This window comes from Streptomyces sp. NPDC091287 (genome assembly GCF_044768525.1).
Taxonomy (GTDB): domain Bacteria; phylum Actinomycetota; class Actinomycetes; order Streptomycetales; family Streptomycetaceae; genus Streptomyces.
In genome coordinates this window covers 165,278-181,274 of the sequence record NZ_JBIVUV010000007.1, presented here as the reverse complement: position 1 = coordinate 181,274, position 15,997 = coordinate 165,278, and the positions used below count along the sequence as shown (strand labels likewise).

Here is a 15,997-nt window from a genome sequence, read left to right as displayed (position 1 = left end):
GAAGTCCAGGAGCCCATGAGTGGCACCGAAGTGCGAGCGTCGGTGCCGCCGGGCGTGCGGCTCGGCCAGGTGTCGTTCGTCTGGCGTCCCTGGCTCGTACTGGTCACGCTGGTGCTCGCGGCGGCGGCCTTCCTGGTCTTCTGCCTCTCCATCGCCGTCGGTGACTTTCCCATCGGCCTCTCGCGGGTCATCGCCACCATCTTCGGCCGGGGCGAACAGGTCGACGAGTTCGTGGTCATGGACCTCCGGATGCCCCGGGCGCTGGCCGGGCTCATCGTGGGCATCGCCCTGGGCGTCTCCGGGGCCATCACCCAGTCCGTGGCGCGCAATCCGCTCGCCAGCCCGGACATCCTGGGGATCACCACCGGAGCCGGCGCCGTCGCGGTGTTCCTGGTGACGACGACGGGCGGCACCGCCGCGGCGATCGCCGGTTCGGTCGGGCTGTCCTCGGCTGCCCTCCTGGGCGGCCTCGGCACGGGGCTGCTGGTGTACTTCCTCGCCTGGCGACGCGGGATCGACGGCTTCCGGCTCATCCTCATCGGCATCTCGGTCACCGCGGCGATGCAGGCCATCACGGTGTGGCTGCTGGCCTCCGCCGACATCCGGGACGTGGCGCGCGCCCAGGTGTGGCTGATCGGCTCGCTGGACAACCGGAGCTGGGACGAGGTCCGGGTGGCGTTCTGGTGCACGCTCGTCCTGCTCGTCGTCGTGGCCGCGGTGGCCTTCCCGTTCAAGCCCATGCACCTCGGCGACGACGTCGCCGCCGGGCTGGGCGTACGGTTCACGCGGGTTCGGGCCGTCCTGCTGCTCTGTGCCGTCCTACTGGCCGCGGTGGGGGTGAGCGCGGCGGGTCCGGTGCCGTTCGTCGCCCTGGTGGCACCGCAGGTGGCGATGCGGCTGGCGCGCTGGTCCACGCCGCCGTTGATCGCCTCCGGCCTGGTGGGCGCGCTGTTGCTGATCGGCTCGGACCTGGTCGCCCGCGCGGCGCTGCCGATCGGTCTGCCGGTCGGGGTGGTCACCGCGGTGATCGGGGGACCGTTCCTCGTCTACCTGTTGGTACGGGCGAACCTCCGGTAGATGGTAGAAGTAAGGCGAACCTCAACAAGGGGGGCTTGTGGCCGCTCAGTTCACCGCCCGGACCGAAGCGGGCGTCGAGGACGTCCCACGGCTGGCAGCCAGGGGCATCACCGTCGGATACGGCGACCGCACGGTCATCGACAAGCTCGACGTAACCGTTCCACCCGGCGTGATCACCACGATCATCGGCCCCAACGGGTGCGGAAAGTCCACCCTGCTGCGGACCCTGAGCCGGCTGCTCAGACCGGCCGGCGGTTCCGTCGTGCTGGACGGCGAGGACATCGGCAGGCTCCGTACCAGGGACGTGGCGAAGAAGCTCGGACTGCTGCCGCAGGCACCGGTGGCGCCGGAAGGGCTGACCGTCGCCGACCTCGTCGCCCGCGGACGCCACCCGCACCAGAGCTGGCTGCGGCAGTGGTCCTCCGACGACGCCGACGTCGTGCGGCGCGCGCTGGCCATGACCGGGGTGGCGGACCTGGCCGACCGGCCCGTCGACTCGCTGTCCGGCGGCCAGCGCCAGCGCGTGTGGATATCGATGACCCTGGCTCAGGGCACCGATCTGCTGTTGCTGGACGAGCCGACCACCTACCTGGACCTGGCCCACGCGATCGACGTACTCGACCTGGTCGACGACCTGCACGAGTCGGGCCGCACCGTGGTCATGGTCCTGCACGACCTCAATCTGGCCACGCGCTACAGCGACAACCTCGTCGTCATGCGGGCGGGAGCCGTCCTGGCGCAGGGACACCCCCGGGACGTGATCACCGCCGAGCTGCTCCACGAGGCGTTCGGGCTGCGGGCCGAGGTGATCGACGATCCGGTGGGCGACCGGCCGCTCATCGTGCCGATCGGCCGCACACACGTCCGGCGCGAACGGTGGAACGGGCCCGCCCCGCAGGGCCGCTGACCGCCCGAAGGATCCAACTCAGCGTGACCGGTGGAAAGTTATCCGGTTAGGCTAGGCTGACCTCACTTGCTCGGGGTACAGTCTGGCTGCCCTCGTACCGGGGTGCAGTGGACAGCGCGAAAGCAAGGGATTCCGGATGTCTCTCCATCGAACGACGCTTGTGAAGCCGTGGCAGCGGCTGGCCGCGGCCATGGCCGCCGCGACCCTCGGCGTCGGTCTCCTCGCGGGATGCGGTACCGATTCGGCGGACGAGAAGAAGAACGACGACGCCCCTGCCGCTGCCGGGGGCGCGTTCCCCGTCACGGTGGAGCACGCGTTCGGGTCCACCGAGGTCAGCAAGGCCCCCCAGCGGGTCGTCACCGTCGGCTACACCGACGACCAGGCCGTCCTGGCGTTCGGCGTCAAGCCGGTCGGCATGGTCGACCAGTACCCGAACCCGGCCGGGCAGACGCCCGACATCAACACGCAGTGGCCCTGGGTGAAGGACCAGTGGGGCGACACCCGCCCCGAGGTCGTCATGAAGAACGGTGACGCGGGCCCCAACTTCGAGAAGATCGCCTCCCTCCGGCCGGACCTGATCATCGCGGTCTACTCCGAGGTCGACAAGGCGGCCTACGAGAAGCTCTCCAAGATCGCCCCGACCGTGGGCCGCACCAAGGGCGAGAAGGAGCTCTTCAGCGCCCCGTGGCAGGACAACGCGGTGCACATCGCCAAGGCGCTCGGCAAGGAGAAGGAGGGCGCCGAACTGGTCAAGGGCATCCAGACCAAGCTGGACGCGGCCAAGAAGGCGCACCCCGAGTTCGGCGGACAGAAGGCCGTCGCCCTGTCCTGGTACAAGGACTCGATCTCGGCGTTCACCTCCACCGACGTCCGGGGCCGGCTCATCACAGGCACCGGATTCACCTACCAGACCGAGATCGACAAGATCGCGGACGGCGGATTCTCCACCGAGCTCTCGCCCGAGCGCATCGACCTCATCGACGTCGACCGGATCTTCGTCATCAACGACAAGGCCGACACGGACGCGCTGAAGAAGTTCGAACTGTTCAACAACCTCCCGGCCGTCAAGAACGGCAAGGTCTCCTACCTGCTGGACAGCGAGGGACCGGCGATCGGCGCGGCGATGTCCCAGGGCACCCTGCTCTCCCTGCCGTACGCGATCGACGAGCTCGTCGCGTCGGTCAAGTGACGATGACGATCCGACGCTCCCTTCCCCGGCGAGAACCGGTCTCCGTGTGACTACCACCAAAACCCCCGTCGCCGGGACGACCCTGCGCACGGCCACCGGACGCGAGGCCACCCGCTGGGTGGCCGAGCACTGCCGCCGGGCACGGTGGCTGACCGCCTCCACCGTGCTCACCACGGTGGCCGGGGCCGCGTTGCAGGTGCTCCCGGTGCTGCTCCTCGGCCGGGTCGTCGACGGGGTGGTCGGGGGCGAGTCACGCTCGATACTGCTCACCGTCGGGGTGCTGATGGTGAGTGCGGCGCTCCTCGGCGCGGCGGCCTCCGCGGCCTCCACGTACCTCATCGGGAGACTCGGCGCCGAACTGCTCGCACGGCTCCGCGAGGAAGCCGTGCGAGCGGTTCTGGGGATGCCGAGCGCGCGTGTGGAGCAGGTGGGGCGGGGGGACGTGCTGTCCCGCGTCGGCGACGACGTGGCCGTGCTCTCCAAGGGCATCCGTACGGCCATCCCCACCGTGTTCTCGGCCGGAGTCCTGGTGGCCATCGCGACGATCGGCATGTTCGGTCTCGACTGGCGGCTCGGCCTGGCGGGAGCCGGCGCCCTGCCCGCCTACGCGCTGGCGCTCCGCTGGTACCTGCCCCGCTCGGCACCGCTCTACCGCGAGCAGCGGGTGGCCCAGGCCGATCGCGCGCAGGCCCTGATCAGTGGGCTGAACGGCATCGACACGGTCCGCGCCTACCGTATGGAGGACTCCGTACGGGAGAAGGTCACCAGCGAGTCGTGGCGGGTGCGGAACCTCGGCGTCGAGGTGTTCCGCTTCTTCGGACGGTTCGTCGGCCGGGAGAACCGGGCCGAGTTCATCGGCCTCGTCCTGATCCTGGTCGTCGGGTACGCCCTGCTGGAGGCGGACGCCGCCACCCTGGGCGAGGTGTCGGCCGCCCCGCTGATGTTCCACCGCCTGTTCACCCCGCTCGGCGCCATCATGTTCACCTTCGACGAGGCGCAGAAGTCCGGCGCGAGCCTCACCCGGCTGGTCGGCGTGTTCTCGGAGCCCTCCGAGAAACGGCTGGTGGGCGACGGCTCGGTGGCCGCGGCCGACAACGCGCCCCACCCCGTCACCGTACGGGACCTGACGTTCACCTATCCCGGGGCCGAGGACCCGGTCCTGCGGGGCGTGTCCCTGTCCATCCCGGCCGGGGGCTCCCTCGCCCTGGTCGGGGCGACGGGCGCAGGCAAGTCGACCCTGGCCGCGCTGGTCGCCGGCATCGGGAGACCACAGGCCGGGTCGGTGCGCATCGGGACGCACGACCTCGCCGGGACGGACGAGGCCGGCGCGCGGGCCCTGGTGAGCATCCTGACCCAGGAGACCCATGTGTTCTCCGGCCCGCTCGCCGACGACCTGCGGCTCGCCGCACCCGACGCGAGCGACGACGAGCTGAGGGACGCGCTGCGCACGGTCGGCGCCGGGGGATGGCTCGACCTGCTCCCCGAAGGTCTGGACACCACGGTCGGCGAGGGCGGCGAACGCCTGGACGTCACCAAGGTCGCCCAGATCGCCCTGGCCCGGCTGGTGCTCAGCAGGTCACCCGTGGTCGTGCTCGACGAGTCGACCGCGGAGGCGGGCAGTGAGGGCGCGGCCGAGTTGGAACGCGCTGTGCTGGCCGCCTGTTCCGGCCGGACCACGCTGTTCGTGGCCCACCGGCTGACCCAGGCGATGGCGGCGGACCGGATCGCCGTGCTGGACGCGGGGCGCGTGGTGGAGGAGGGAACGCACAGCGAACTGGTCGAGCTGGGCGGCCAGTACGCCCGGCTGTGGCGTGCGTGGCGAGAGGGCAGTTGAGCGCATTCCGGCCGAGAGCCGGGTCGATTCGCATACCGCGGAAGGATGCTGAGACTTCGATGTCCGAACCCAACGGTTCTCGCCTGGAGCTTTCCCCCACTCGACTGGCCGCCGTACGCCGGCGGCTCGGCGACTACAGCGACCGGACCATCGTCGAAGCGTGCACCGTCGCCCTCGCGTACTGGGCGACCGGCATCGCCCCGGACGGCATGGAGCTGACCCCCGCCACGCCCTTTCCCGACGTCCTCGGACGGATCCACGACGGAACCGGTGGAACCGGTGGAACCGGTGGAACCGGCGGAACCGGCGGTCGACCGGTCGATGCCGAGTGTCGCGCCGTCGCCGTGCCGGCCGGGACCGACCCGGCCGACGCCCAGCAGGCCCTCGACGACCTGGCCGACTTCCCCGACCGGCCCCTCGGCACCATAGGCCCGTCCGGTCCCCGTGCCCGGGCCGAGGAACTGACCCGGTGGAACGACACCCGGGCGGACCGGATCCGCCCGACCGTCATGGAGATGTTCCTCGAACAGGCGCGCCTGAGGCCGGACGCCGTCGCGATCGTCGACGAGCACCGATCGCTGACCTACCGCGAAGCGGCCCGGCTGTCCGCCCAGTTGGCGCACCACCTGATCGAACGGGGCCTCGGCGCGGAACAGGTCGTCGGAATCTCGCTCGGCCGCTCCGCGGAGATGGTCGTCGGCCTCCTCGCCGTGCTCCGGGCCGGAGGCGCGTTCGTCCCCCTCGACCCCCAGTGGCCCGCCACCCGCAGGAACGTCGTCGTCGAGGACGCCACGGTCGTGCTGCAGCTCAACTCCACGGGCAAGACCGACGCGGGGGAACCGGACGCCGTCTCCGTCGACCTCGGCGACTGGAAGTACGGGGCCCACCCGGGGGACGCGCCCGACGTGAGCGTCCCCGGCGCCTCCCTGGCCTATGTGATCTTCACGTCCGGCTCCACCGGACGGCCCAAGGGCGCCATGATCCGACACGAGGCGATCAGCGAACGCCTGTTGTGGCAGTCCGCCGAGATCCTTCACTTCGGCCACGACGACGCGTCGCTCTTCAAGGCCCCGCTCTCCTTCGACATCTCCGTCAACGAGATCTTCCTGCCGTTGGTCACCGGCGGCCGTCTCGTGATCCTGCGGCCCGGCGGCGAACGCGACCCGCACCACCTGCTCGCCGTCATCGCCGAGCAGCGCGTCACCTTCACCTACCTGGTCTCGTCCATGCTGGACGTCCTCCTGGAGATCGCGGGCGACTCCGGCCGTCTCGACTGCCTGCGGCACGTCTGGTGCGGCGGCGAGGTCCTCACCCCGGAGCTGTACGAGCGCTTCCGCGCCCGCCTCGACATCCCCCTCTACCACGGCTACGGCCCCGCCGAGACGACCATCGGCGTCTCCCACGTCATCTACCGGGGGGCCGCGACACGCCTGTCGACCTCCATCGGCAGGGCCAACCCCAACACCCAGCTCTACGTGCTCGACGACGAGCTGCGGCCCGTGCCGGTCGGCGTCGGTGGCGAACTGTACGTCGGCGGATTCCTCTTGGGCCGCGGCTATGTGGGCGCGCCGAGCCTCACCGCCTCCCGTTTCGTGGCCAACCCCTTCGCCTCGGACGGTTCCCGGCTGTACCGGACGGGCGACCTGGCGCGGTACGCCCCCGACGGTTCGCTGGACTTCCTGGGCCGCGCCGACAACCAGGTGAAGATCCGCGGCATGCGGCTGGAGATCGAGGACGTCGAGGCCTCCCTCGCCGAGCACCCCGGCGTACGGCACACCTGTGTCGTCGCGAGGAAGAACACGGTGGGCGGCACCTACCTGATCGGATACGTCATCCCGTCCGGCGGCCACCAGGACCTGAGCGCGGACGATGTCAAGGCGTGGGCCGCGGCCGGCATGGTCGAGTACATGGTGCCCGCCCACATCGTCGTACTGACGGAGTTCCCGCTCACCGCGAACGGCAAGATCGACCGGAAGGCGCTGCCGGAACCCGCCGTGGGCGCCGGAGCCCCCGTGGCGCCCGCCACCGAGAACGAGCGCCTGGTCTGCGAGGCGGTCGCGCAGGTGCTGCGGCTGGACAGCGTCGGCGCGGACGATGACTTCTTCCAGCTCGGTGGAGACAGCATCCTGGCGATCTCCCTCCTCAGCGCCCTGCGCGAGGCCGGCCTCCACGTGAGCGCGCGACAGATCTTCACCAACACCGTCGTCGGGGCGCTGGCGGCGGTGGCGAGCGCCGAGTCCGTCGCCGCCGTCGACCACGGTGACGTCGCGACCGGCACCGTCGTCGGTTCGCCCATCGTGCAGTGGCTGGGCGAGACCACGGACGCGATCGACGGCTTCGTGCAGTCGGTCGTCCTCAACACCCCGGCGGAGCTGACCGCCGACGCCCTCGACGACATGCTCGCCGCCGTGCTCACCCGGCACGACATGCTCCGTGCCAAGCTCGTACGCGGCGAGCGCTGGAGCTTCGACATCCCGCCGGCCGGGAAGACCGCACCCTGCTGGGAGGAGAGCGACGCCCCGCCGGCGGAGTGCGTCGCCCTCGCCACCGACGCGCTCGACCCGGACAACGGCGTCATGCTGCGCGCCGTCTGGCGGCGCGAGGCACAGCAACTCGTGCTGGTCGCCCACCACGTGGTGATCGACGGGGTCTCCTGGCGCATCCTGATGGACGACCTGGCCACGGCCTGGCGTCAGCACTCCACCGGTGCCCCCGTCGACCTGCCTCCGGTCGGCACATCCTTCCGGCGCTGGACCCAGCTGCTGGGCCGCGCGTCGTTCGACACCGACCGTGGGCACTACGCCACGCGGCTGCCCGCCGCCGACGCGCCCATCGGCAGGCGTGCGCTCACCGAGGCCGACACCGTGGAACGGGAACGGACCCGAACCGTCTCCGTCGGACCCGCGGCCACGGCCGCACTGCTGGGCGAGATCCCCACGAAGTTCCACACCGGCGTCAACGACGTCCTGCTGACCGCCCTCGCCGTCGCCCTCGCCCGCCTGCGGCGTGACCGGGGGCAGGACCAGACGTTCGCCCACATCGAACTGGAAGGACACGGCCGCGAAGGACGCTTCGTCACGGCCGCGGCCGGTTTCGAACCCGAACTGTCGCGCACCGTCGGCTGGTTCACCACCCTCTTTCCGGTCGTCGTGGACCCCGGAGCGGCACCCGACCTCACCGCGCCCACCTATCTCACCGCCGCCCTCAAGGCGGTCAAGGAGGACCTCGCCCGCGTGCCGAGCAACGGCCTCTCCTACGGCGCCCTGCACTATCTGACCGACGGCGTCCCGCCCGGCCCCGCGCCGCAGGTCCTCTTCAACTACCTGGGCCGCTTCGACGCCGGAACCCCGGGCGACTGGCAACTCAGCAGCACGACAGAACAGTTGGGCGAGAAGCGAGATCCATCGATGCGGCTGCCGCGCGCCCTGGAGTTCAACGCCATCGCCGAACCCGACGCGAACGGCGCGTACGAACTGGTCACCACCATCTCCTGGCCCGAAGGCCTCTTCACCGAGGAGGACATCGCCACCCTCGGTGACCACTTCAGCTCCGCCCTCACGTCACTCGCCGCGCTCGAAGCCGGTGGGCACACACCCAGCGACTTCCCGCTGGTACCCCTGACCCAGACCGACGTCGACGCCCTGGACGGCCCGGCCCTCCACGACATCCTGCCGCTGACCCCGCTGCAGGAGGGCCTCTACTTCCACACGGTCTACGACGACGACGCCACCGGCGCCTACGTCGAGCAGCAGATGCTGACCCTGGACGGCGACGTGGACGCCGACCGCCTCGCCGCGGCCGCCACCCGGCTGCTCACCCTCTATCCCAACCTGGCCGCCCGCTTCACGGCCCTCGCCGACGGCAGGGTCGTCTCCGTCGTCGAGCGTGGCAGGACCGCGCCCTTCGTCACCCTGGACCGCCCCGCCCTCACCGACGAGGAGATCGGCGACCTCGCCGAGCAGGACCGCAGAGCCGGGTTCGACCTCGCCGCCGGGCCGCTGATGCGGTACACGCTCATCCGCGCCGGCGCCCGCCGCACCGTCCTGGTGCAGACCGTGCACCACATCATCGCCGACGGCTGGTCGGTGCCGCCGATGCTCCGCACCCTGCTGGCCGAGTACCACGCGCCAGGATCGGTGTACCCGCTCGGCGGCTACCGCGACTACGTCGACTGGCTCTCCGGACGCGACCAGGGCGAGAGCGACCGGGTGTGGCGCGAGGAGCTCGCCGGACTGCCGGGCCCTTCCCTGGTCGCCGAGGGGCACACCCCCTCCCAGCGGTTCGCCGACGTCTCGGCCGAACCCGCCGACGACATCGACGCGGCCGCACGCTCGGCCGGAGTGTCCCTGAGCGTGGCGGTGCACAGCGCCTGGGCGGCGACCATCGGATCCATCCTCCACAGCAGGGACGTCGTCTTCGGCTCCACCGTCTCCGGACGTGACGCCGAGCTCCCCGGCATCCGGGACATGGTCGGCCTCTTCATCAACACCATTCCCGTGCGGGCCCGTTGGACAGCAAACGACACGGCGTACGACCTGCTCGACGCCGTGAAGCGGCACCAGGGCGCGGTCCTGGCACACCAGCACGTCTCCCTCGCCCGGATCGGCCGGCTGAACGGCACAGGCTCGCTCTTCGACACCCTGGTCGTCTTCGACATCGCGACCGACGTGGCCACCCTGCGCCGACCGGACGACACCCTCACCATCGCCGCCATCGTCAACGAGGGCGCACCGCACTACCCGTTGACGCTCGTCGTGGAACGCGCACAGGACGGCCGCCCGCGCTTCAACCTGATCTACGACGGCGACCTCCTGCGCCCCGAAGGCGCCGCGGCGATCCTCGACACGTTCACCCGAAACCTCACCGGACTGCTCGGACGCCCGGACGAACCGGTCGACCTGCTGATCGCCACGCCCGGCAGCGCCCCGGCACGCGAGGCGTCGACGACCCTGGTCGAGCTGTTCGACGCCGCCGCGCTCGGCAATCCGGCGGCCACCGCCGTCACCCAGTGCGCGCTGGACGGCACCGCCCGCTCCCTCACCTACGGCGAACTCGCGCACGCCAAACACGAGTTGGCCGCCGCACTGTGCGCGGCCGGGGTCGGTCCGGGGCACCGGGTCGCCGTCGCCGTCCCGCGATCGCTGGAACAGGTCGTCGCCCTGGTCGCCGTCGTCACCGCCGGAGGCGCCTACGTACCGCTGGACCTGGCCTATCCGGACGAGCGGCTGGAGTACATCCTCGCCGACGCCGCCCCGCAGGTCGTCCTCGTGGACCGGGAGCAGCAGGGCCGCTTCACCGGGTTGCTGGACAGGGCGGGCGTGCGGGCCCGGGTGCTCGTCCAGGGCGACGAACACCCCCTGGACACCGACCTCCCGGCCGTCGCTCCCCGGGACCCCGCCTATGTCATCTACACCTCCGGCTCGACCGGGCGGCCCAAGGGAGTGGTCGTCCCGCACTCCGCGGTGACGACGCTCCTCGCCAACACGCGTACGGACGTGGGCTTCGGACCGGACGACACAGGGGTCCAGTTCCACTCCTTCTCCTTCGACTTCGCCGTCTGGGAGTTGTGGGGCACCCTCGTGCACGGAGGCGAACTGCTGGTCCCGGAGTACGCGCTGACCCGCTCGCCGGTCGACTTCCACCGGCTGGTCCGGGAACGCGGCGTGACCGTGCTCAACCAGACCCCGTCCGCCTTCCACCGGTTCATCGAGGCGGACCTGCACGCGGAGGAGCCGGTCACGGCGCTGCGCCGCGTCATCTTCGGCGGCGAGGCGCTCGACCTCGGGCGGCTGCGCGGATGGGTGGAGCGGCACGGTACGGGCTCCCCCGAACTGGTCAACATGTACGGCATCACCGAGACCACCGTCCACGTCACCCACCGGGTGCTGACGGACGAGGACTTCGCCCGGGGCGCCGACGTCAGCCCCATCGGCGCGCCGATCCCCGGACTGACCACCCATCTCCTCGACGACCGGCTGCGGCCGGTGCCGCCGGGCCGGGTGGGTGCCATCTACGTCGCGGGCGACCAGCTGTCCCTCGGCTATCTGGGGCGCCCCGGACTCACCGCGGAGCGGTTCGTGGCCGACCCGTTCGCCTCCGACGGCCGCCGCATGTACCGCACGGGCGACCTGGCCCGCCGGACGCTCGACGGCGAGCTGGAGTTCGCCGGACGCGCCGACGACCAGGTGCAGTTGAAGGGATTCCGGATCGAACCGGGCGAAGTGGAGAGCGCGGTCCGGGAGCTCGACGGCGTCGTCGACGTGGCCGTCACCGTGGCGGACGGCGGCGACCACCTGGTCGCCCATGTCGTCGGCGAGCCGCCCGCGGACCTCGCCGGCCTGCTCGCCGCCAAACTGCCCGCGCACATGGTGCCGGGCCGGGTGCTACCGGTGGACGCGTTGCCACTGACCGTCAACGGCAAGCTGGACCGCAAGGCGCTGACCGAGCGGGCCGCACACCACACCGACCTGCCGCAGGAGATCCCGCGGCCCACCGGCGACTCCGCTCTCACCACCCTGACCGGCATCTTCGCCGAAACGCTCCCCGGTGCCACCGTGGAGGCCGACACCGACTTCTTCGGTGCGGGCGGCGACAGCATCGTCGCCATCACCGTGATCAACCGGGCCCGGGCGCTCGGCCTGTCGATCGCACCCCGTGACGTCTTCCTCTTCAGGACGCCCCGCGCCCTCGCCGGCCACCTGGCCGAGCGCACCCCGCGGGCCGTGCCCGCGCCGACGTCCCGCCGCGCGGACGGACCGCTTCCGCTCACGCCGATCATCCTGCGCCGGCGGGAGCTGGCCGCGTCGCTCTCCGGCTTCGCCCAGGCCCGGTCGGTGACCGTCCCCGAAGGCACCCGTCCTGACGACATCCGGCGCGCGGCGAACGCCCTCGTGGCCGCACACCCGGCCCTGCGCCTGCGCCTGCGCGTCGAGCACGGCGTGTGGGCCCTGCGCACCGAATCCGACCGCGAGGTCGGTGTCGACACCCCGGACGCTCCCGACGCCACCACCGCGGCGAACGAGGCCGCCGGCCGGCTCGACCCGGAGACCGGGGACGTCGTCGCGTTCTCGTGGCTCGCGGCGAGCCGAACCCTGGTCGTCACCGTCCACCACATCGCCGTGGACACGGTGTCCTGGCTGATCCTCCTCGACGACCTGGCCACCGCCCTGACCGGGGCGGCCCTGCCGGAGCCGACCACCTCCTACGCCGCCTACGCCGAAGCGCTCGCCGTACGGACCGCCGAGCAGACCGACGACCTCGGCCACTGGATCACCACCCTCCGGGCCCCGGCCCTGCTGCGCACGGTCCAGGGCCATCGCGAGAGGACGGCCGTCCTCCCGCCCGCAGCGAGCGACCGGGTGACCCGCGGTGCCCCCGGCGCGCTCGGGCTCGGACTCACCGAGCTGCTGGGCGGAGCCCTGCGCACCGCGCTGACCCGGATCCAGACCGCGCCCACCGACCTCGCCGTCGAGCTGGAGCGGCACGGCCGGGTCCCGGCCGCGGAGCACCACGACTACTCCCGTACGGTCGGCTGGTTCACCTCCATCGCCCCCGTACGCCTCACCGCCCACACCGACCCCGTCGCCTCGGCGCACGAGATCGCCGAACGCCAGCCGGACGAGGACGGGCACGTCGCCTACGGCCGCCTCAGGTACCTCAATCCGCAGACGGCCCCCCTGCTCACCGCGCAGCCGCAGGTCCTGTTCAACTACCTCGGCCGGGGCGGCGAGTCGGACGCTCTGCCGATCACCACGGGCGACCGGAACAGCCCGTACGCCGTCGAGGTCAACGCCTGGACCGATGAGGCCACCGGCTGCCTCCACGCGGTCTTCACCCTCGCCGAGGGCATACCCGACGCGATCACCGAGCACTGGCTCGCCGCGCTGGAACAGATCGGGAACGCCTCCGAGACGGCCGAGCGCACCGCACCGGTCACCCCGCTCCAGCGGGGCCTGTTCTTCCAGGCCCAGTTGGCGGGCGCGGCGGGGCACTACGTCGCACAGAGCTACTTCGCCTTCGACCGGCGCCTGGACACCGACGCGCTGGCCGAGGCGATGGCGTTCGTGATCGCGCGCCACCCCGTCGTCGGCGCCGGTTTCACCACCGACGACGACGGAAGTCCGGTGCAGGTCCTCAAGTCCGGCCGGCGGGTCACCGTCCGCACCCTCTCCCTGACGACGGAGGCCGAGGTCGAGGCCCTGCGCACCCGGGACCGCGAGCAGGGCTTCGACCCGGGGGAGCCGCCGCTCGTCCGGATGACCGTCGTACGGATGCCCGACGGCCGCGACGGCCTGCTGCTCAGCTACCACCTGCTGCTCTGGGACGGCTGGTCCCGCGAGATCCTGCTGCGCGACCTGTTCGACGCGTACGAGGCCGTCGTGGCGGGCCGGCCGTGGGACGCGACGCCGGCCGTGCCGGGCTTCGAGGAGTACGCCCGGACGCTCGCCGCGAAGGACCCGGCCGTCTCCGAGCGCTTCTGGGCCGAACACCTCGCGGGACTGCCGGGACCGACGCTGCTCGCCGGACCGGCCCCGGACCTCATCGAGGAGCTGCCGCGACCGCTCGTGCACACCCTGTCCGCCGAGCTGTCGCAGCTGCTGCGCGAAACGGCACGGACCCGGGGCGTCACACTGAACTCGGTGCTGACCGGCGCCTTCGGCCTCTTCCTCGGAGCCCGTACGGGCCGCGGCGACGCGGTCTTCGGCGTGACCGTCTCGGGCCGCGAGGGCGAGGGACACGGCGACATCGTCGGCGTCCTGCTCAACACCGTCCCTCTGTGGACCCGGGCCCGGCCCGACGATTCGATCGACGCGTACCTCTCGTCCGTGCAGGCGGCGCGCGTGGCGGCGATGGACCACGAACACCTGGGGCTCGGCGAGATCCAGCGGGCAGGCGGGCACGACACCCTGTTCGACAACCTGTTCGTGCTCCAGAACTTCCTGGACCCGGACGCCTTCGCGCAGATGAACGCCCGTCACGGCATCACCTCCGTCCGGGCCGACGACTCCACGCACTACCCGTACACCTGGGTCGTCACGCCCGGTGACCGGCTCACGGTCAAGCTGGAGCACCGCCACGGAGACCCCGACAGCGCCCGCCGACTCCTGGCGGACTACCTGCGCGTCCTGGAGGACGTCGCGCGGGCCACCGGACCGATGGGCGCGCTGCGCGGCCCGGGCCCGGCCCCCGAACCCGCCGGGCGCACCGAGATCGGCACGGACACCGTCGTCGACCGCTTCGACCTGGCGGCCGAGCGCGATCCGGAGCGCATCGCGCTCGTCGCCGACGGCGCCACGATGACCTTCGCCGAACTCCGGGAGCGCAGCCGGGCCGTGGCGGGCGTCCTCGCCCGGCGCGGCATCGGACCCGAGACGACCGTGGGCCTGGCGATCCCGCGCTCCCTCGACTGGATCGCGGCACTGTTCGCGGTGCTGCGCGTCGGGGCCGCGTACGTGCCGCTGGAGCTGGACCACCCGGACGAGCGGATCGCGGCCATCGTGGACGACGCCCGCCCCGAGGTGATCCTCACCGTGAGCGCGGTGGCCCCCCGGCTGAACGGCGAACTGATCGAACTGGATCGCCCGTTGCCGGAGGCCGAGCCGTACACGACGTTCGCGCCGGACGACCCGGACCGCCTGCGCCACCCCGCGTACACGATCTACACCTCCGGCTCGACCGGGAAGCCCAAGGGCGTCGTGACCGAATACGCCGGCCTCACCAACATGCTGATCAACCATCAGCGCCGGATCTTCGAGCCCGTCCTCGCCGAACACGATCACCGGGTCTTCCGGATCGCGCACACCGTGTCCTTCGCGTTCGACATGTCGTGGGAGGAGCTGCTGTGGCTCGCCGACGGTCATGAAGTCCACATCTGTGACGAGGAGTTGCGTCGTGACGCGCCCCGGCTGGTCGCGTACTGCGTCGAGCACGGCATCGACGTCGTCAACGTGACGCCCACCTACGCCCAGCAGTTGGTCGCCGAGGGGCTGCTGGAGGACCCGGAGAGGCGGCCCGCACTGGTGCTGCTGGGCGGCGAGGCCGTCACCCCGACGCTGTGGCGACGGCTCGCCGAGACCGAGGGCACGGTCGGCTACAACTTGTACGGGCCCACCGAATACACCATCAACACCCTTGGCGTCGGCACCTTCGAATGCCAGGACCCGGTGGTCGGCGTGGCCATCGACAACACCGACGTGTACGTCCTTGACCCATGGCTGCGTCCGCTGCCCGCCGGAGTGCCCGGCGAGCTGTACGTGGCGGGCATCGGCATCGCCCGCGGCTACCTGGGTCAGAGCGCCCAGACCGCACACCGTTTCGTCGCCTGCCCCTTCGGCCGCCCCGGGGAGCGCATGTACCGCACCGGGGACCTGGTGATCCGCCGGCCCGACGGAAACATCTCCTACCTGGGCCGCACCGACCAGCAGGTCAAGATCCGCGGCCACCGGGTCGAACTCGGCGAGGTCGAAGCCGTGTTCGCGGCCCACCCGGCGGTCCGGTTCGTCGCGGCGGTCGCCCAGCCCGACCCGGGGGTGGACGGCGCCCACCGACTGGCCGCCTATCTGGTCCTCGCCGACTCCGCGGACCTGGCGCAGGTCGCCGCCGAGGTCGGTGCCGGGCTGCCGGACTTCCTGCGCCCCACGCACTTCGCCCAGGTGGACAGCATCCCGCTGACGGTGAACGGGAAGGCCGACACCAAGGCGCTGCCGGAGGCCAGGCCGCTGGGCGCGCTGACCACGGCGGGGGAGCGCGGCCCGGAGACCGGGACGGAGAGCACCGTCTGCGAGTTCTTCGCCGAGGCGCTCGACCTCGACGACGACGAGGTCAGCGCGGTCAGCGACTTCGTCTCCCTCGGCGGGCACTCCATGCTCGCGGTGCGGCTGATCGGGCTCCTCCGCCGCGAGTACGGTCCTGTCATCACCATCCGCGACCTGTTCACGCTGCGAACCCCGGAAGCGATCGCCCGCCACCTCGATGAGAACTCCTGAACCTG

At 71.7% G+C, this 15,997-nt stretch carries 5 protein-coding genes; all 5 read left to right on the top strand.

Annotated features, from left to right (window positions below):
* The first annotated feature begins 15 nt into the window (after positions 1–15).
* The 5 genes from ACIQRW_RS13885 (at position 16) to ACIQRW_RS13865 (ending at position 15,992) form a co-directional block, all read left to right on the top strand.
* Positions 16–1,077, top strand: a complete 1,062-nt coding sequence (locus ACIQRW_RS13885) for a FecCD family ABC transporter permease (protein ID WP_403758836.1) — start codon at positions 16–18, stop codon at positions 1,075–1,077.
* 37 nt (positions 1,078–1,114) lie between these two features.
* Entirely contained in the window at positions 1,115–1,984 is an 870-nt protein-coding gene (locus ACIQRW_RS13880; RefSeq protein WP_403758833.1) for an ABC transporter ATP-binding protein, read from the top strand.
* 136 nt (positions 1,985–2,120) lie between these two features.
* Positions 2,121–3,173 carry an iron-siderophore ABC transporter substrate-binding protein gene (locus tag ACIQRW_RS13875; RefSeq protein ID WP_403758830.1) on the top strand — a complete coding sequence of 351 codons (1,053 nt, stop codon included), beginning with the start codon at positions 2,121–2,123 and terminating at the stop codon, positions 3,171–3,173.
* A gap of 46 nt (positions 3,174–3,219) precedes the next feature.
* Positions 3,220–5,007: an ABC transporter ATP-binding protein gene (locus ACIQRW_RS13870; protein WP_403758827.1), complete on the top strand. Its 1,788-nt coding sequence runs from the start codon at positions 3,220–3,222 to the stop codon at positions 5,005–5,007.
* A gap of 59 nt (positions 5,008–5,066) precedes the next feature.
* Entirely contained in the window at positions 5,067–15,992 is a 10,926-nt protein-coding gene (locus ACIQRW_RS13865; protein ID WP_403758825.1) for an amino acid adenylation domain-containing protein, read from the top strand.
* Positions 15,993–15,997 lie beyond the last annotated feature (5 nt).

Coding starts and splice junctions, on each gene's coding strand:
- ACIQRW_RS13865 (WP_403758825.1), top strand. CDS start 5,067: ATGTCCGAACCCAACGGTTCTCGCCTGGAGCTTTCCCCCACTCGACTG.
- ACIQRW_RS13875 (WP_403758830.1), top strand. CDS start 2,121: ATGTCTCTCCATCGAACGACGCTTGTGAAGCCGTGGCAGCGGCTGGCC.
- ACIQRW_RS13885 (WP_403758836.1), top strand. CDS start 16: ATGAGTGGCACCGAAGTGCGAGCGTCGGTGCCGCCGGGCGTGCGGCTC.